This window comes from Streptomyces sp. NPDC051104 (assembly GCF_040682835.1).
Classification (GTDB): Bacteria; Actinomycetota; Actinomycetes; order Streptomycetales; family Streptomycetaceae; genus Streptomyces; species Streptomyces cynarae.
On sequence record NZ_JBFBBS010000008.1, the window covers coordinates 225,736 to 242,577 of the forward strand.

General features: G+C 71.6%; 17 protein-coding genes. 10 read left to right on the top strand and 7 right to left on the bottom strand.

Annotated features, from left to right (window positions below; genetic code table 11):
* Positions 1-475 precede the first annotated feature (475 nt).
* The 3 genes from AB0N14_RS15325 to AB0N14_RS15335 are packed head-to-tail and all read left to right on the top strand — an operon-like array spanning position 476 to position 2,651.
* Positions 476-1,540, top strand: a complete 1,065-nt coding sequence (locus AB0N14_RS15325) for an aromatic ring-hydroxylating dioxygenase subunit alpha (RefSeq protein ID WP_366026121.1) — start codon at positions 476-478, stop codon at positions 1,538-1,540.
* A complete protein-coding gene (locus AB0N14_RS15330; RefSeq protein WP_366026122.1) occupies positions 1,537-1,719 on the top strand; it encodes a hypothetical protein in 183 nt (60 codons plus the stop codon). Before AB0N14_RS15325 ends, AB0N14_RS15330 begins: the two co-directional genes overlap by 4 nt.
* Positions 1,716-2,651 carry a PDR/VanB family oxidoreductase gene (locus AB0N14_RS15335; protein WP_366026123.1) on the top strand — a complete coding sequence of 312 codons (936 nt, stop codon included), beginning with the start codon at positions 1,716-1,718 and terminating at the stop codon, positions 2,649-2,651. The genes AB0N14_RS15330 and AB0N14_RS15335 overlap by 4 nt, the downstream gene beginning before the upstream one ends.
* Positions 2,652-2,785: 134 nt before the next feature.
* Here the strand turns inward: AB0N14_RS15335 and AB0N14_RS15340 are convergent, their stop codons facing one another.
* Genes AB0N14_RS15340 through AB0N14_RS15355 form a run of 4 tightly spaced genes read right to left on the bottom strand, consistent with a single transcriptional unit; the run spans position 2,786 to position 6,835 of the window.
* Positions 2,786-3,601, bottom strand: a complete 816-nt coding sequence (locus AB0N14_RS15340) for an ABC transporter permease (RefSeq protein WP_366026124.1) — start codon at positions 3,599-3,601, stop codon at positions 2,786-2,788.
* 49 nt (positions 3,602-3,650) lie between these two features.
* Entirely contained in the window at positions 3,651-4,541 is an 891-nt protein-coding gene (locus AB0N14_RS15345; RefSeq protein WP_366026125.1) for an ABC transporter permease, read from the bottom strand.
* A gap of 9 nt (positions 4,542-4,550) precedes the next feature.
* The gene (locus tag AB0N14_RS15350) at positions 4,551-5,756 is read right to left on the bottom strand and encodes an ABC transporter substrate-binding protein (protein WP_366026126.1); all 1,206 of its coding nucleotides are present in this window, start codon (positions 5,754-5,756) and stop codon (positions 4,551-4,553) included.
* Between the two features lie 41 nt (positions 5,757-5,797).
* Positions 5,798-6,835: an ABC transporter ATP-binding protein gene (locus AB0N14_RS15355; RefSeq protein WP_366026127.1), complete on the bottom strand. Its 1,038-nt coding sequence runs from the start codon at positions 6,833-6,835 to the stop codon at positions 5,798-5,800.
* A gap of 123 nt (positions 6,836-6,958) precedes the next feature.
* On the opposite strand from AB0N14_RS15355, the gene AB0N14_RS15360 reads away from it, so the two are divergent.
* A complete protein-coding gene (locus AB0N14_RS15360) occupies positions 6,959-7,714 on the top strand; it encodes a GntR family transcriptional regulator (protein ID WP_366026128.1) in 756 nt (251 codons plus the stop codon).
* Positions 7,715-7,840: 126 nt separating this feature from the next.
* On the opposite strand, the gene AB0N14_RS15365 is transcribed toward AB0N14_RS15360, so the two are convergent.
* Positions 7,841-8,506: a hypothetical protein gene (locus AB0N14_RS15365; RefSeq protein ID WP_366026129.1), complete on the bottom strand. Its 666-nt coding sequence runs from the start codon at positions 8,504-8,506 to the stop codon at positions 7,841-7,843.
* Between the two features lie 221 nt (positions 8,507-8,727).
* On the opposite strand from AB0N14_RS15365, the gene AB0N14_RS15370 reads away from it, so the two are divergent.
* The 5 genes from AB0N14_RS15370 to AB0N14_RS15390 are packed head-to-tail and all read left to right on the top strand — an operon-like array spanning position 8,728 to position 13,700.
* A complete protein-coding gene (locus AB0N14_RS15370; protein ID WP_366026130.1) occupies positions 8,728-9,384 on the top strand; it encodes a helix-turn-helix transcriptional regulator in 657 nt (218 codons plus the stop codon).
* Positions 9,385-9,416: 32 nt separating this feature from the next.
* Positions 9,417-9,947 (top strand): toxin-antitoxin system, toxin component, encoded by a 531-nt coding sequence (locus AB0N14_RS15375; protein WP_366026182.1) that lies wholly within the window; start codon positions 9,417-9,419, stop codon positions 9,945-9,947.
* Positions 9,948-9,967: 20 nt separating this feature from the next.
* Complete coding sequence (locus AB0N14_RS15380; protein WP_366026131.1) at positions 9,968-11,176, top strand: MAB_1171c family putative transporter; 1,209 nt, start codon at positions 9,968-9,970, stop codon at positions 11,174-11,176.
* Positions 11,160-12,614 carry an FAD-dependent monooxygenase gene (locus AB0N14_RS15385; protein ID WP_366026132.1) on the top strand — a complete coding sequence of 485 codons (1,455 nt, stop codon included), beginning with the start codon at positions 11,160-11,162 and terminating at the stop codon, positions 12,612-12,614. The genes AB0N14_RS15380 and AB0N14_RS15385 overlap by 17 nt, the downstream gene beginning before the upstream one ends.
* A 30-nt stretch (positions 12,615-12,644) precedes the next feature.
* Entirely contained in the window at positions 12,645-13,700 is a 1,056-nt protein-coding gene (locus AB0N14_RS15390) for a threonine/serine dehydratase (protein ID WP_366026133.1), read from the top strand.
* A 35-nt stretch (positions 13,701-13,735) separates the two neighbouring features.
* Here the strand turns inward: AB0N14_RS15390 and AB0N14_RS15395 are convergent, their stop codons facing one another.
* A complete protein-coding gene (locus tag AB0N14_RS15395) occupies positions 13,736-14,164 on the bottom strand; it encodes a hypothetical protein (protein ID WP_366026134.1) in 429 nt (142 codons plus the stop codon).
* Positions 14,165-14,567: 403 nt separating this feature from the next.
* Here AB0N14_RS15395 and AB0N14_RS15400 point away from each other — a divergent pair, with 403 nt between their 5' ends.
* On the top strand, positions 14,568-15,758 hold the full coding sequence (locus tag AB0N14_RS15400; RefSeq protein ID WP_366026135.1) for an MFS transporter: 1,191 nt from the start codon (positions 14,568-14,570) through the stop codon (positions 15,756-15,758).
* Positions 15,759-15,761: 3 nt separating this feature from the next.
* Here AB0N14_RS15400 and AB0N14_RS15405 read toward each other — a convergent pair whose 3' ends face one another.
* Positions 15,762-16,784 carry an alpha/beta hydrolase gene (locus AB0N14_RS15405; protein ID WP_366026136.1) on the bottom strand — a complete coding sequence of 341 codons (1,023 nt, stop codon included), beginning with the start codon at positions 16,782-16,784 and terminating at the stop codon, positions 15,762-15,764.
* Positions 16,785-16,842 lie beyond the last annotated feature (58 nt).

Below are 16,842 nucleotides of genomic sequence, written 5' to 3' on the forward strand. Positions count from 1 at the left end.
CTCACCGCCCACAGAGGCGCCCGCACCGCGTTCCGCCGCAAGCACCACACCCAGCGTCACACGGGGCCCACTGGAGGGACAGGCCACGGCCAGCTCGGGAACATCGTGTGCGTCTCGGTCACCCTCCAGCGCCCGTACGGGATTCGGCCGTACACGGCGCCGCACGTCCACGACAGGGACACGCGCCGAGACCGTCCCGCCACTTGAGGCCCACTTCTCCACCCGTGTACCGGCGCCCACCGTCATGTACAGCAGACTCCGTACAGCCGTCACTCCGCAGGGCATGGGCAGCCGGTGGTCCGCCCAGCCGGGACGCAACCGGAGCCGTGCGCAGGGAATGCGGTCCTCGCCGTGCCGTTCAGGCCCTCTGAGCAGGGCGTCCGCATCGGCTCTTCCGTGAGGCGGAAGCCCCGTTGCGCCACCGTGGGGCCTCTCCCGACGATGGCGCCACCACGAGAGACGGGAGCCGACCCCCATGCCTCACATGACCGCCTTCGCCAGGAACCAGTGGTACGTCGCCGCCTACAGCCATGAGGTCGGGCGCGAGTTGCTCGGCCGTACGATCCTCGGTGAGCCGCTCGTCTTCTACCGCACCGAGGACGACGGCACCGCGGTCGCCCTGGCCGACCGCTGTGTCCACCGCCGCTTCCCGCTCTCGGAGAGCCGGCTCGACGGGGACCGCATCGTGTGCGGGTACCACGGGTTCACGTACGACACGACGGGCGCCTGCGTGTACGTGCCGGGGCAGAAGCGCATCCCGCGTACGGCCCGTGTCGCCTCGTACCCGGTCGTCGAGCAGGACTCCCTGGTGTGGGTGTGGATCGGTGACCCGGCGCTCGCCGACGCGGGCACCATCCCGCGGGCGAAGCACCTCGACTCCCCGCAGTGGGTCACGGTGCGCGGCATGGAGCCGATCGACGCCGACTACGGTCTGCTGGTCGACAACCTGCTCGACCTCTCCCACGAGACGTATCTGCACGGCGGCTACATCGGCACCCCGGAGGTCGCCGAGACGCCGATCACCACCGAGGTCGACGAGGGCGCCGGCATCGTGCGGGTCAGCCGGCACATGGACGACGCCGAGTGCCCGCCCTTCTACGCCCGCTCCACCGGTATCGAGGGCCGCATCACCCGCTGGCAGGACATCGAGTACCACGCCCCCTGCCTCTACCTGCTGCACAGCCGGATCGCGCCGGTCGGCGTGCTGCCCGAGCCGGACGGCAGCGACCCGAACGGTTTCCACACCGAGATCACCTACGCGATCACCCCGTCCTCCGACGGCAAGGTCTACGACTTCTGGGCCGTCTCCCGGGACTTCGCGAAGGACGACGAGGAAGTCACCGCGTTCCTGCGCGACTTCAACCACACGGTCGTCATGCAGGACGTCGACGCGCTCAACCTGCTGCAGAGGACGCTCGGCACCGAGCGGGCCGGCTACCAGGAGCTGAGCATCAACATCGACACCGGCGGTCTCGCCGCCCGCCGTATCCTCGCCCGACTGGTCGAGGAGGGCGACAAGCCGGTGGAGAAGGTCCAGTGAGCACGCCGTCCAGTTCTGCGCTGCGCGAGGTCTACCGCATCGACTGGCTCCCGGGCACCGACATCCTGCACGGCACCTGCCACTGCGGCGCCGAGCACACCGCCCAGGACCCGGTGGAGATGTGGGAGTGGATGCTCGCGCACCCCGAAGGACACCAGCCCCGAGGAACCACCTCATGACCGCGTACGAAGCCGAACTCGTCGTCGGCCGCCGCGAGCCGGCGGCCGAGGGCGTGCTCGCCCTCACCCTGCGCCACCCGCTGGGCGAGGAGCTGCCGGCCTGGGAGCCGGGCGCCCACGTCGACGTCCTGCTCGGGCCGGGACTGGAGCGGCAGTACTCGCTGTGCGGCGATCCCGCGGACCGGCAGGCCTGGCGGATCGCAGTGCTCCGCGAGGCCGACGGGCGGGGTGGGTCGGCTCATGTCCACGAGCAGGTGCGCGAGGGCGACAAGGTGCGCGTGCGGGGACCGCGCAACCACTTCCCCCTGCATCCCTCCCCCCGTTACCGCTTCATCGCGGGCGGCATCGGCATCACGCCCATCCTGCCGATGCTCGCCGCGGCCGAGGCGGCGGGCGCCGAGTGGACCCTGCTGTACGGCGGCCGCACCCGCCGCTCCATGGCGTTCACCGCTGAGTTGGAGCGGTACGGGGACCGGGTCACCGTCGCCCCGCAGGACGAGACCGGGCTGCTGGACCTGGCCTCGGTGCTGGACGACGTGCCCGACGGCACGCTCGTCTACTGCTGTGGCCCCGGCCCGCTGCTGGACGCGGTGGAGGGGCGCTGCCCCGCCGGCACGCTGCGCGTCGAGCGGTTCCAGCCCAAGGAGCAACCGGCCGGGGACGACGGGGAGTTCGAGGTCGTCCTCGCGCAGAGCGGCCGTACGCTCACCGTCCCGCCGCACGTCTCCGTCCTCGACACCGTGCGCGACGCCGGCGTGGAGGTGCTGTTCTCGTGCACGGAGGGCACCTGCGGCACCTGCGAGACCGACGTCCTGGAGGGCACCCCGGACCACCGGGACTCGGTGCTGACGGAGGAGGAGCGGGAGTCCGGCGAGACGATGATGATATGCGTGTCCCGGTGCCGGAGCGGGCGACTGGTGCTCGACCTCTGACCGACGGGCGTTCCCCGACGGACCGGGGGCTACGGACCCGGCCCGCAGGCACCGGTCCTCGTGCCCCGGTAGCAGGACCGGCCCCAGTGCCCGGTGCCAGGGCGTGTCCCAGTGCCCCGGTGCCAGGGCCGGTCCTAGATCCGGCTCTCCGTCGCCGTGTCCGCGGACAGTCGCTGGGCTACGTAGATCGGGATCACCGACAGCAGGACCAGCACCGCCGCCACCACGTTCACGACGGGCGCCTGCTGAGGGCGTGTCATGTTGTTGAAGATCCAGATCGGCAGGGTCTCGATGCCGGGGCCCGCGGTGAACGTCGTCACCACGATCTCGTCGAAGGACAGCGCGAACGCGAGCAGCCCGCCCGCGAACAGCGCCGAGCGCACCAGCGGGAACGTCACGTCGACGAAGGCGCGGAACGTGTCGGCCCCCAGGTCCATCGCCGCCTCCTCGTAGGAGCCGGAGGTGCGGCGCAGCCGTGCGACCACGTTGTTGAAGACGACGACGATGCAGAAGGTGGCGTGCCCGACGATCACGGTGAACAGGCCGAGACCGACGCCGAGCGGCTGAAGGACCGTGCTGAACGCCGAGTTGAGCGCGATGCCGGTGACGATGCCGGGCAGCGCGATCGGCAGGACGACCACGAACGAGATGGTGCCGCGGCCGAAGAAGCGGTGCCGGGCCACCGCGAACGCGATGAGCGTGCCCAGCACCAGCGCGATGGCCGTGGCGCCGAGGCCCGCCTTCACCGAGACCCACAGCGCGCTGCGGGCGCCCGCGTTCTCCCAGGCCACCGACCACCAGTGGAACGTCCACCCGGGCGGGGGCCAGCTCGCGCTGCGGTCCGGGTTGAAGGAGTTGACCAGGACGAGCGCGAGCGGGACGTAGACGACCGCGAAGCCGAGCCCGGCGGCGATTCGCAGCGCGATGCGCGCGGAACGGGACAGTTGCATGACGTGGGACCTCTTCTGGAGGCTGCCGAGTTGTGGTGGCTCGGGAGTTCTACAGGCTGCTGAGCGCGCCGGTGCGGCGCATCGCCAGCAGGTACAGCACGATGACCACCACCGGGACCGTGCCCAGCGCGGCGGCCATGGGCAGGTTGAGCTCGATGTTGGAGTAGACGAGGTTGCCGATCAGCTGGGTCTTGCCGCCGACGATCTGCACGGTGATGTAGTCGCCGAGGCTGAGCGAGAAGGTGAAGACCGAGCCGGCGGCGACGGACGGCAGCACCATCGGCAGGACGACCGAGGGGAAGGTGCGGCCGGGCCGCGCCCCCAGGTCGGCGGAGGCGTCCAGCAGGTTGGCGGGCAGCTGTGCCAGCGCCGTGTGGACGGGCAGGATCATGTACGGCAGCCACAGGTACGTCAGGGTGATGATCGCCGCCGGGAGGCCGAACCCGGGACCGCTCAGCCCGAACGGCTCCAGCGTCCAGTCGGCGAGCCCGCCCTCGGACAGGATCAGTCGCCAGGCGTACACCTTGACCAGGTAACTCGCCCACAGCGGGGTGAGGATGGCGACGACCAGCAGCGGTCGCCACCTGGGCTTCGCGACGCGCGCCGTGTAGAAGGCGAGCGGGAAGGCGATCACCGCGCACAGGACGGTGACCGCGAGGGCCACGACGATGCTTCGCCAGATGACCTGGCGGAAGACGGAGGTCGTCAGCAGCGCGTGGAAGTTGTCGGTCGACCAGACCTTCACCACCTCGGAGGTGAAGGAGTCCGTCGTCCAGAACGCCGAGACGAACAGCACTGCCAGCGAGCCGAGGTAGAGCACGGCCAGCCACAGCAGGGGGGCGGTGAGCAGCAGGGACAGCCGCAGCCGCGGGCGGCGGTGCAGCATCCCGGCGAGCCGCCGGACGGGGGCCCGTCCGGCGGCCTGCGCGGTGGCGGTCATCGTCGTGCCTCAGCCCTTGATCTCGGTCCAGGCCTGGACCCACTTGGCGTACGGCACGCACTTGACGTCGCTGCGGCCGTCGAGGCACTGCTCGATGGGCGTGTTCCAGAAGGCGATGTTCTTCCAGTACGCCGTGTCGGCGGCGTGGAAGGTGGTGCAGAAGTTCTTGTCGCTGGTCTCGGCGCACGCCTTGGCGTTGGCGGGGGCCTCACCGAAGTACTCGGCGACCTGCGCGTTCACCTTCGGGGAGATGATCCAGTTCATCCACTGGTAGGCGCAGTTGGGGTGTTTGGCCTTGGAGGAGAGCATCCAGGTGTCGGACCAGCCGGTCGAACCCTCCTTGGGCACGACGGCATCGACTTTGGCGCCCTCGCTCTTCGCCAGGTTGGCGATGACCTGCCAGGTGGTGCCGACCACGGAGTCGCCGCTCTTGAAGGCGGAGACCTCCTTGAGGTAGTCGCCCCAGTATTCGCCGACGTATCCGTTCTGCTTCTTGAGCAGGTCGACGACCGCGTCGAACTGCTTCTGGTCGAGCGCGTACGGGTCCTTGATCTTGAGCTCGGGCTTGGTGGCCTTCAGGTACAGCGCCGCGTCGGCGATGTAGATCGGGGAGTCGTACGCCGTCACATGGCCCTTGTACTTGGCGGCGTCGTCGAAGACGGCGGACCAGGAGGTCGGCGCGGGCTTGACCTTCTCCGTGTTGTACATGAGCAGGTTGGCTCCGCGGCCGTGCGGGATGCCGTACGCCTTGCCCTTGACGGAGTTCCAGGCCTGCAGCTTCAGGTCGCTGAAGACGTCCTTGTAGTTCGGTACCAGGTCGGTGTTGACCGGGGCGGCGTCACCGGAGGCGATCAGGCGCAGGGAGGCGTCGCCGGAGGCGGACACGGCGTCGTACTCGCCGGTCTTCATCAGCTTGACCATCTCGTCGGAGCTGGCCGCCACCTTGGAGTGGACCTGACAGCCCGTCTGCTTCTCGAAGTCGCCGACCCAGTTCACCTTGGGGTCGTTGGAGCCGTCCTCGACATAGCCGGCCCAGGCGACCAGGTTGACCTGACCCTCGTTCTTGCCCAGCTTCGACTGCGCTTTGAGATCGGGCGGGTTGAGGCCGGTGGACGAGGAGGAGCCGCCCGAGCCGGAGCCGGACGAGCCGCAGGCGGTGGCCGCGAGTAGCACCGCGGCACTGGCGGCGACCTGGAGGGTTCGGGTGAGACGCACGACGTTCTCCATACGTGACGGTGACCTGGCGTGGGGGATGGTCAGCGGGCGGTGGGGACCTGGACGGCGTGGCGGCGGTGCCACGTCAGGCGCACCCGGGTGCCTCGGTAGGCGGCGACGTCCTCGGAGGAGGTCTCCAGGTTCTGCTGGAGTGCGGTGAGGCGCCCGCCCGCGTCGAGGTCGACGAGGAAGCGGGTGGCGTCGCCGAGGTAGACGACTTCCGCGACGGTGCCGGTGGCGGTGGAGTGCTCGGGCTCGTCGGCGAGGGCGGACTCCTTCAGCACCCGGATCTTCTCGGGCCGGATGCTGTACGTGCCCGGGGCGCCGGTGACCCGCTCGGCGGCCTCGCCCTGCAGCAGGTTCGAGGTGCCGACGAAGGAGGCGACGAAGGCGGTCGCGGGGCGCTCGTAGATCTCGGCGGGGGTGCCGATCTGTTCGATGCGGCCCTGGTTGAAGACGGCGATGCGGTCGCTCATCGTCAGGGCCTCCTCCTGGTCGTGGGTGACGAACACGAAGGTGATGCCGACCTCGCGCTGGAGGGCCTTGAGCTCGACCTGCATCTGCTCGCGCAGCTTGAGGTCGAGGGCGCCGAGCGGCTCGTCGAGCAACAGGAGGCGGGGGCGGCCGACGAGGGCGCGGGCGAGTGCGACCCGCTGGCGCTGGCCGCCGGAGAGCTGGCTCGGCCGCCGCTTGCCGAAGCCTTCGAGGCGTACGTCGGCGAGCGCCTTGCGGGCCCGCTTGAGCCGTTCGGCCTTGGGCACCTTGCGGACCTTGAGGCCGTAGGCGACGTTCTGCTCGACGGTCATGTGCGGGAAGAGCGCGTAGTCCTGGAAGACGGTGTGGACGTCCCGCTCGAAGGGGGCGAGTCCGGTGACGTCCTGACCGGCCAGTTCCACCGTGCCGGAGGTGGGGCTCTCGAAGCCCGCGATCATGCGCAGGACGGTCGTCTTGCCGGAGCCGGACGGGCCGAGCATCGAGAAGAACTCCCCGTCGGATATCTCCAGGTCGACCCCGGCCACGGCGGTGGTGCCGCCGAACTCCTTCCGCAGGCCCTGGAGCCGGACCGCGCTGCCCTCCATGGACGGGAACCTTTCTGAAGCACTGTTCCGTTCTTACCCTGGGTCGTAAAGATATGAAGTCATAGTTCAAAGCTCAAGTCATAGTTCGAAGCTCAAGACCCTCTTAAGGTAAAGATTGAGTCAATGCACAAGGTGGTGGCCGTGAAGCAGAACAGGGACGGCACCGCCCGGAGAGCCGTGTTCGCTCCGGTGGACACCCGGGCGCGTGTGGAAACGGTCGTCCGCCGGCTCGGTGACGCCATCGAACTCGGGCTGCTCGCCGACGGGGAGCAGCTGCCCGGGGAGGCGGAGCTGGCCGGGCAGCTCGGCGTGTCCACCGTGACCCTGCGGGAGGCGCTGATGGCGCTGCGGCAGCAGGGGCTGGTCACCACCCGGCGGGGGCGCGGCGGCGGCAGCTTCGTCTCGCTGCCCGCGGACCCGGCCGAGGAGCGGCTCAGGCAGCGGCTGGCCGACTGGAGCACGGAGGAGCTGCGGGACCTCGGTGACCACTGGGCGGCCGTCTCCGGCGTCGCTGCCCGGCTCGCCGCCGAGCGCACCGAACCGGACGATCTTCAGCACCTGCGGCGCACCCTGGAGGAGTTCGCCGCGGCCGGGGACGCGGCGGCGCGCAGTCGCGTCTACGGCCGCTTCCACGTGGAGCTGGCCGCCGCCGCGCAGTCGGCCCGGCTCACCCGGGAGCAGATCGCGCTCCAGACGGAGGTCGGGGCACTGCTGTGTCTCGTCCTCGGGGACGACGCCTGGCGCGATGAGGTGGCCGGCCGCCATCGCTCCCTCGTCCGCGCCGTGCAGGACGGGGCCCGGGATGCGGCCAGGGAACTGGCCGAACGGTGCGTCCAGGAATCGACAGCACGGCTCATCGCGCTGCGGGTGACTCTGTAGAGCCTGCCGCCGTACTGGGCCCTGCCGCCGGTGCCGCGCGACCGCGACGGCTGACGCACGGCAAGAACGAGCCCCGGCGCCGTCGGTGACCTGAACACCGACGGAGCCGGGGCCTCCGCGGCAGCCTTACGCCGGCAGCTCGGGCACCACGCTGAGGTGGTTCGCCGCGTGCCGGGCGCGGCGCGGGCGGCGGGCCGGTGCCGAGCGGCGGGCCTCGCGCATCACCAGGGTCAGCCGGGAGTACCCCATGTCCTGGAGGGTCTTGGGGGTCTCCCCCACAACCCGGCAGTCGGTGCCCCAGCGCGGGTCGGGGTGGAGCAACGGCCGTACCGCCCCGTCGTGCTCCACGGCGTGCGGTCCGGCCGCGCGGATCCAGTGCGGTAGGCCGTCCCGGTAGGCGGCCTCCATGATGGGGTCCTGGGCGATGTCCCGGCGGATGGACTGCAGCCCGTGGTCCTGCCCGTGCCGCTCCACGGCCGCGGCGAAGTGCGCGAGCATCGGCAGGCACCAGTTCGACTCGTGCTCGCCGAGGACCGTGCCCGCGTCCGGATGGAACAGCACGAACCGCAGGAAGTTGTCGCAGGGCATGGCCGTCGGATGGGATGCCACCCCGCTGAACAGTGTCCTGAACGCGCTGTTGGCGAGCACCACGTCCCAGCGGTGGTCGAAGACGACGGACGGGAAGGGGACGGCCTCGAGGAGCGTGGCATAGTCCTGCAGGTACGCCCGTGCTTCCGGACTCTCGGGGAGGCACCGCGGCTGCGACCGCTGCCCTCCTGCCTGAAACGCCATCGGGAGGTCACCCCTCTTGCCCTTGCGGCCTTCACGTGGCGCCTTGATCCTGGTGCCCCGCATCCAGCGTGTCAACTATCGTGGCATTTGGCGCCTGTTGACGGCTGAATCTCGCCACAGTTGTGGCGAGACCTGGATGTCCGTTCGAGGGAACGGCTACTCTCCGGTTGGTTCCGGGCAAGCGAGAACAACGACCTGAGCGAGACGTAGGAGACCTGTCGGTGACGGATGGCTTCGAGGTGCCGGGAGCCGCGGCGCCGGGTCTGCTGCCGGCCGTCGTGGCCCGTGTCACCGCCCTCGCCGACCGGCTGGGCGTGTCGTACGAGCGGATCTTCGACGTCGCGCGGCTGTCGGTCGAGTCCGGCGTCCCGGAGCCGGTGGTGAAGGCCCTGCTGAGCGGAGTGCCCGCCGGCGAGCCGGACCTGCAGGCGCGTTTCCTGCAGCGACTGGACCTGCTGCGCCGCACCCGGCTCAAACCCAGCGGGCGCAAGTACACCCAGCAGGAGATCGCCGACGGCGCGGGCATGTCGCGGCAGCAGGCGGGTGCCCTCATCAATGGCGACCGGCGCCCCACCATGGAGCACTGCGACGCCATTCAGCGCTTCTTCGGCGTGCATGCCGGGTTCCTCACGGCAGAGGACCCGGAGGCGCTCGCGAACGCCCTCCAGCGCTCCGAGCAGGAGCTCCTCCAGCAGCTCGCGGACCGCGAGCGCGCGACGGCCGAGGCCGCCGACGACCCGCTGGAGCGGCTGCTGCAGGACCACGGCGTCCGCGGCATCGCCTGGCGGGCGGCCCAGCTGCCCACCGACCAGCACCGGGACAAGGTCGCCGAGTGGCTGGACATGCTCCTGGAGAGCGTCAAGCGGCCCGAGTCGTGATCCGGGAGAGAACCGTGGGCATCGGAAGGGAAATGCGCCGCCTGTGCGGCGAGTTGGTCGCGGAGCTCTCGCTCCCGGCGCCGGCGGAACCCGCCGACCTGTACGCCGCGCTGTGCGACGGCATGAGCAGACGCCGCGGCCGGCCCGTCCAGTTCCGCACGGCTCCCTTCCCGCCGGGCACGGCCAGCGGCCTCTGGCTCGACATGGCCGACCAGGACCTCGTCGTCATCGAGGAACGCACCGCCCCCGACCACCAGTTGGTGATCCTCGGCCACGAGCTGTGGCACATGAACGCCGGGCACCACGGCCACCATGTGGAGGGCGCCGCGGTCGCGGCGCGGCTGCTGAGCGACACGGCGGATCTGCGGGCCACCGTCCACAAGGTCGCCGCACGTACGCACTTCGATCTCGCCGACGAGAAGGACGCCGAGAGCTTCGGGCTGCTGCTGGCGAGCAAGTGCCGTACCTGGCTGGTCGGTTCGTCCCTGCGCGGGCCCGTCAAACGGGACGACCTGGCGGGGCGGATCGAGGCGTCGCTCGGTTATCGCGGACCGCGGGGCTGAGGGGCGCGGGCGCCGATTCCATGGACGGTTCCAGCTATTACGTTCCGGCCGCGGCGATGGGCCTGGCGCTCACCTTCAAGACGCCCGCACTGGCCCGTTCGTGGCGCGATCCGCTGCTCAGGTCGGTGTGCGCGCTGATGGCGCTGGCCGGCCTGGTGTTCTTCTTCGCCGCGCCCCCGACCATCGCGAAGGTGAACGACCACACCGGCATCACCAATGTCTCGGCACCCCTGGTGTACTGCCTGCTGAGCGCGTTCAGCGCGTCCTGCCTGGTCCTCGTCGTCAACTGGCGCGGCGGGCCGCCCGAGCAGACCCGGCGCACCACCCGGAGGATCATCACCGGGTACGGGGTGGTCATCGTCGCCCTGGTGACGCTGTTCGCGCTCGGCGACGCCCCGGTGGAACGTCTCGTCGACTTCGACACGTACTACGCGCGCACCCCGTACATGCGCGAGATGATCGTGCTGTACCTGCTGGCCCTCACCGTGGCGGGCGTCGCGATGAACTTCATGTGCGGACGCTGGGCCCTGCAGGTGCGCGGCTGGCTGCGCGTCGGACTGCTGATCATCGTGACCGGCTATCTGTTCAACCTGGCCTATCTGACGACCAAGTTCACCGCCGTCGTCGCCCGCTGGTACGGCCACGACCTGGACTATCTCAGCAGTGACGCGGCGCCGGTGCTGGCGTCCGCGGGGGCGCAGATCAGCGCGGTCGGCTTCTGCCTTCCGCTGGCCTGCCAGCGCGTCGGGGACAGCTGGAGCACCTGGGCGACCTACCGCCGACTCGGGCCGCTGTGGCGCGAGCTGCGACCGGTGTCCGCACACGCGGACCACGGGGTGCGCATCTCCTGGTGGTCGCCGGTCGAACTCCAGGTCACCCAGCGGGAGTCCGACATCCACGACGGCATGCTCGGCCTGTACTGCTACTTCGACTCCGACGTGCGCTCCCGCGCCTACGACGCCGCCCTGGCGGCCGGCTCCGACCCCGTCCACGCGCAGGCCGAGGCCGACGCGGCGATGGTGGCGGCGGCCGTGCGGGCGAGGGCAGCCGATCCGGAGGGCAGGGTGATCAGCTCGGCGGGGACGGACAGCGCTCCCGCCGCGTCCCTGGAGGTCCCCCGCGACCTCGTGCGGATGTCGGTCGCCCTGCGTCAGTCACCCGTCGTCGCGGCCGCCCGGGGGCCGGCCGGGACCAGGCCAGGAAGCGACTTCCATGAACGAACCCGCTAGCACCTCCCCGGGCGCGAGACCGCGTCGTGCCGTCGTGATCGGCGGCGGCATGGCCGGCATGCTGGCCGCCGCGGCCCTGCGCGCCCACGCCGACGTCACCGTCGTCGAGCGGGATGTGCTGCCCGAGGGCCCCGAACCGCGCAAGGGGCTCCCGCAGGCCCGGCATGTGCACGTGATCTGGTCCGGGGGCGCCCGCGCCATGGAACAGCTGCTGCCGGGGGTGACCGAGGCGTGGCTCGCGGCGGGCGCCCGGCGCGTCCCGCTGCCCACGGGGCTCGTGTCGCTGCAGCCGCGCGGCTGGTTCCGGCGCTGGCCCGAGATGCAGTTCATGATCGCGTGCAGCCGTGATCTGCTCGACTGGGTGGTGCGTGAGCGCGTCACCGGGAGCGAGCGGGTGACGGTGCTGCAGCGGACCGAACTGCTGTCCCTGGAGGGCGACGCGTCGCGGGTGACGGGCGTGCGGGTGCGGACGGCCGACGGCGAGGAGCGGGTGCTGGCGGCCGACCTCGTCGTGGACGCTGCGGGACGCGGTTCGCGCGCGGCGGCCTGGCTGAAGGACCTGGGCGTGCCCGCGGCGCCCCTGGAGGAGGTGGACTCGGGGCTCGTCTACTCCAGCCGGATCTTCCGGGCGCCCGCGGGCACCGAGGAGTTCCCGCTGGTCAACGTGCAGTCGGACGCGACGGTGCCGGTGCCGGGGCGGACCACGACCATCGAGCCGATCGAGGGCGGACGGTGGCTGGTGACGCTGTCGGGCACGCGCGGCGGCGAACCGCCCTCCACCGCCGAGGAGTTCGAGGCGTTCGCGCGCGCGAGCGTGCGGCATCCGGTGGTGGGCGAGCTGATCGCACACGCGGAGCCGCTGTCGGACCCGGTCGTCACGCGCAGCACGGTCAACCGCCGGCGCTTCTACGAGAAGGTCGACGGCTGGCCCGAGGGGTTCGTGGCGATCGGCGACTCGGTGGCCACGTACAACCCGGTCTACGGGCACGGGCTCTCGGTCGCCGCGCAGGGTGCCGTGGCGCTGGGCGAGCTGGTGGCCCGGCACGGGCCTGCCGCGCCGGGGCTCGCGCGGCGGGTGCAGCGGGCGGTGGCCCGTCCGGTGGGGACGGCCTGGGAGTTCGCGACCAGCACGGACATCCACTACCCGGACGCGATCGGCAAGGCACCGGGCCTTGCCAACCGCGTCCTCGGCGCGTACGTCAACCGGCTGATGCTCACCGCGACCGGCCGACCGCTCGTCACCAAGGCGTTCTTCGACGTGGTCACCCTGTCGAAGCCGATGAGCGAACTGGTCCGACCGGCCGTCGTGATCGCCGTGCTGCGCGGCCCCCGCCGCCCGCTCCTGACGGCGCCGCCGCTGACCGCGGACGAGTGGAAGGCGGTCACGGGATCGGCGGAAGGCCCGCAGGACGGCGAGGCCCGGGAGAGTGCGGCCTGACGCCTGTCTCTCAGAGCCGCGAGCGACACCGTGCACCAGCTCACGTACGGCGACGTCAAGGACGCCACCGACCGGATCGCCGGCCGCATCCGCCCCGTCACCCTCGCCCGCGTCGATCCCGGCGCGATCCGCACCGGCCGACGCGACGCCCCGGACGAGGGCCCCGAACAGCCGTGCCAGGTGTGGCTGGCACTGGAGTTCATGCAGCACACCGGGTCTTTCAAGGCCCGCGGCGCGCAGAACTTCCTCCAGGCCCACCTCGACGCCGGCACCCTCCCCGAGGCCGGGGTGACGATCGCCTCCGGCGGCAACGCCGGCCTGGCCTGCGCCTGGGCCGCCCAGCAGCAGGGCGTCCAGGCCACCGTCTTCCTGCCCGCCACCGCCCCGCAGGTGAAGGTCACCAAGCTCCGCTCCTACGGCGCCGGCGTACGGCTGACCGGCACCGAGTACGCCGACGCCCTGGGCGCGTGCGAGGACTTCGCCGCCACCACCGGCGCCCTGACCTCCCACGCCTACGACCACCCGCTGATCGCGGCCGGCGCCGGCACCCTGCTCGAGGAGATCCACCAGCAGATCCCCGGCCTGGACACCGTGGTGGTCGCGGTCGGCGGCGGCGGCCTGTTCGCCGGCGTCGCGACCGCCGCCCGGCACCACGGCATCCGCACCGTGGCTGTCGAGCCGGACAACTGCCGCGCGCTGAACGCCGCCCTGCGGGCCGGCCGACCCGTCGACGTCACCGTCGACTCCGTCGCCGCCGACTCCCTCGGCGCCCGCCGCGCCTCCGCCATGGCCCTGCACGCCGCCCAGCAGGACGGCGTGCACTCCGTACTGGTACCGGACGCTGAGATCGTCCGCGCCCGCAAGGCACTGTGGGACCACCGCAAGGTGGCCGTCGAACACGGCGCCGCGACCGCCCTCGCCGCACTCACCACACCCGACGAGCGTCTGCCCGACGGCGACCTGCCGGTCCGGCCCGACACCCCCGACCGCAGCTACCGGCCCGGAAGGGGGGAGAAGGTCTGCGTCGTGCTGTGCGGGGCCAACACCGACCCGACCGACCTGATCGAGCCGCCCACCGGGCAGTGACCAGCCCGACGAAGTGGTCACCGAGGCCGAGGCGCCTACTTGAGTTCGATCACCAGGCCGAAGTCGTTGCCCGGGTGCCAGCCCGTGCTGATCTTCGGGCTGTGGTGGGTGTCGTCGGCCCAGCCGTAGAAGTGCGACCAGGTGACGTCGTCGCCGTACCAGTGGTCGTAGTCCGTCTCCGCGTACGCCTGGACGGCCTTGCCGTCGCGCTTGGTGTCCCACAGGTAGAAGGCGCCGGAGGCGTACGACTTGCCGTTGACCTTCTTCGTGCACTCCATGTACTTGGCGGCGCCGCCGGTGATGTGGATCTCCTTCCAGCCGGAGCACTTGTTGGCCGCGGCCTCCACGTTCGCGGCGGACTGAGCAGACCGGGCGGACGGTGCGCCGGTCGCTGCCGGGGCCGCGGCGAGGCCACCCGCCAGGGCCAGTCCGGCGGCTACGAGGGCGATGCGCTTGCGTGACATCACAGTGGATCCTTTCCGTCGGCCGGCGGACGGTCCCCCGGTGGGTCCCTCGTGGTCCGTCGGCACGACACCACCGTGCCCGGCCGCCCCGTCCCGCCCCAGCGATCCCTGGGCACATGACGCCCTTACGGGATTCCACCCCCTGTGACCTGCCGGGACGTCGCCGAGGGTGGGGGATGCGTGGGACGGCTCCGCGGGATGTTCCCCTCGAACGGGCACAGCGGGTGGCGGCAGCGGACGGACGCCCTGCGGACGGTCGTGCGCAATTCCCTGCGCCGCACGGGACCCACCGCCTACCATGCGGTGCCATGACCTGGCGACATTGATCCCGCAGCCATGCCTCCCGAGGGCCACCTCGGACGCCCCGCTCCCGGCGTCCGAACTGTCCCTGCGGGAAGGCCTCATGACACTCTCACCTGCACGTGTGCCCGCCACCGGGGTCCGGCGGCTGACCGCGAAGCTGTACTGCTACGCGTTCCTCAACGACTTCGTCCTGCTCTACCCGGTGTACGCGCTGCTGTTCATCGACACCGGTCTGCCGCTGTGGCAGATCTCCTCCCTCTTCGCCCTCTGGTCGGTCACTGGCGTACTCCTGGAAATTCCTTCCGGCGCTTGGGCCGACGCCCTCTCCCGTCGGCTGCTGCTGTGGCTCGGCCCGCTCCTCACCGCCGTTGCCTTCGCCCTGTGGGTGCTCGTCCCGTCGTACGGGGCCTTCGCCCTCGGCTTCGTCCTCTGGGGCGCCGGCGGAGCTCTCGGCTCCGGGGCGCTGGAGGCGCTCGTGTACGACGAGTTGGGCCGACTCGGCGCCGCCGAGCGCTACGCCCGTGTCATGGGCCGGATCCGCGCGGCCGGGCTGGTGGCCGTGATGGCGGCGATGGCGCTCGCCGGCCCGGTATTCGCCCTGGGCGGCTATCCGGCCGTCGGCGCGGCGAGCGCGCTGGCCTGCCTCCTCGCGGCGGCGACGGCGACCCGGCTGCCGGAACACCGGGCGCCGGCCGCACGGAGCGGCGACTGGGCCAGGACGCTGCGGGCGGGGCTCGCCGAGGCCCGGGCCGACCGGTCCGTACGCGGAGCCCTGCTGCTCGTCCCGGCCGTGGGCGCCGTGTGGGGCGCGCTCGACGAGTACACCCCGCTCCTGGTACGGGGCACCGGCGTGCCCGACGAAGCCGTCCCCTACCCGCTCCTCCTCGTCTGGGCCGGGGCCACGACCGGCGGTCTGTCGGCCGGGGCGTGCGCACGCCTGGGCCGGGCCGGACTCTCCGGACTCCTCGCGAGCGCCGCGCTCGCCCTGGCCACCGGCGCAGCGCTGCGGACACCGGCCGGCCTCGTCCTCGTGGCCCTCGCCTTCGGTGGCTTCCAACTGGCCACGGTGCTGGCCGACGCCCGGCTCCAGACGCGCATCGACGACGGGCACCGGGCCACCCTGACCTCGGTGGCAAGCCTTGGCACCGACGTGGCCACGATGGCGGTGTACGGCGCGTACGCGGCGGTCAGCTCGGCCACCACGCACAGCACCGCCTTCGTATGGGCCGCGCTGCCGTACCTTGTGACGGCCCTACTGGTAGCGGTCGGCGGCCGCACCTCAAACAGATGATCGTCACGTGGCGCTGCGTTCGCTCGCCTCCCGTACGTCCCTGTCCGGCGCCCGGTTCCCGGACGTGTCGGGACGGCCGGCCCGCAGCAGCGCCCGCCAGTGGTCGCGGCTCCACTCCGCCGGGGCTGTGCCGCTGGTGAACTCCTCGACCAGGGCCAGGAAGCGCGCGGGATCCGTGTGGAACGGGAAGTGGCCCGCGCCCTCGAAGATCTCCAGACGGCTGCCGGGCATCGCCTCGTGCGCCCGGTGGGCGTGCCGCACCGGCACCACACCGTCCCGGTCGCCCCAGATCAGCAGGGTGGGCATGCCCTCGGTCAGATAGCAGCGGTCGAGCATGGTGACCGCCTGGCCGCGCCAGTCGACCACGGCCCGCAGCGTGCGGATGAAGGCGCTGCGGGACGTGGCGTCCGGCAGCGCGTCCACCAGGGTCAGCAGCTCGGCCGCGTCCTGGCCGAGATCGGTGTCCAGCAGTCGCATCAGGTGGGCGAACAGGCCGAGATTGAGCCGCATACTGGGCAGGCGGAGCGCGGAGAGCATCAGGTGCGCTCCGGGCAAGGAGGCGGCCCGCAGCACCGGGTTGACCTCCCTGCCCACTCCCCCGGCGCTGACCAGAATCAGCCGCTCGGTGCGCTCGGGGAACTGGTAGGCGAACTGCATGGCGACGCCGCCGCCCAGCGAGTGCCCCACCAGCGTCGCCGACTCGATGCCGAGAGTCGTGAGCAGATCGCGTACCCCGTTCGCGTACGCGGCCACGGAGTAGTCGGCGCGCGGTTTGTCGGAGGCTCCGTGGCCGAGCAGGTCCGGCGCGAGCACGGTGTGGGTGCGGGCCAGGTCGGGGATCAGCTCCGCCCAGGTCGCCGAGGAGTCGCCGATGCCGTGGATGAGGACGAGCGCCGGGCCTTGGCCGGCCAGACGATAGGCGCGCCGGTAACCGTGCACGATCCGGTGGCGCGGGCGCAGTTCGCCCTCGCCCACGGGGCGCAGCCTGGGTGCGCGCCGCGGGCGCCCGCCCGGGACGTCCTCCACCGCCCGCCTCCCTTCCGCCGGCCGCCGCGAAGGCGTGTGAAAGCCCTTGCTCCCCAGC

Coding starts and splice junctions, on each gene's coding strand:
- AB0N14_RS15395 (WP_366026134.1), bottom strand. CDS start 14,164: ATGTCACGCAAGCGCATCGCCCTCGTAGCCGCCGGACTGGCCCTGGCG.
- AB0N14_RS15400 (WP_366026135.1), top strand. CDS start 14,568: ATGACACTCTCACCTGCACGTGTGCCCGCCACCGGGGTCCGGCGGCTG.
- AB0N14_RS15365 (WP_366026129.1), bottom strand. CDS start 8,506: ATGGCGTTTCAGGCAGGAGGGCAGCGGTCGCAGCCGCGGTGCCTCCCC.
- AB0N14_RS15345 (WP_366026125.1), bottom strand. CDS start 4,541: ATGACCGCCACCGCGCAGGCCGCCGGACGGGCCCCCGTCCGGCGGCTC.
- AB0N14_RS15385 (WP_366026132.1), top strand. CDS start 11,160: ATGAACGAACCCGCTAGCACCTCCCCGGGCGCGAGACCGCGTCGTGCC.
- AB0N14_RS15340 (WP_366026124.1), bottom strand. CDS start 3,601: ATGCAACTGTCCCGTTCCGCGCGCATCGCGCTGCGAATCGCCGCCGGG.
- AB0N14_RS15380 (WP_366026131.1), top strand. CDS start 9,968: ATGGACGGTTCCAGCTATTACGTTCCGGCCGCGGCGATGGGCCTGGCG.
- AB0N14_RS15325 (WP_366026121.1), top strand. CDS start 476: ATGCCTCACATGACCGCCTTCGCCAGGAACCAGTGGTACGTCGCCGCC.
- AB0N14_RS15335 (WP_366026123.1), top strand. CDS start 1,716: ATGACCGCGTACGAAGCCGAACTCGTCGTCGGCCGCCGCGAGCCGGCG.
- AB0N14_RS15355 (WP_366026127.1), bottom strand. CDS start 6,835: ATGGAGGGCAGCGCGGTCCGGCTCCAGGGCCTGCGGAAGGAGTTCGGC.
- AB0N14_RS15360 (WP_366026128.1), top strand. CDS start 6,959: ATGCACAAGGTGGTGGCCGTGAAGCAGAACAGGGACGGCACCGCCCGG.
- AB0N14_RS15375 (WP_366026182.1), top strand. CDS start 9,417: ATGCGCCGCCTGTGCGGCGAGTTGGTCGCGGAGCTCTCGCTCCCGGCG.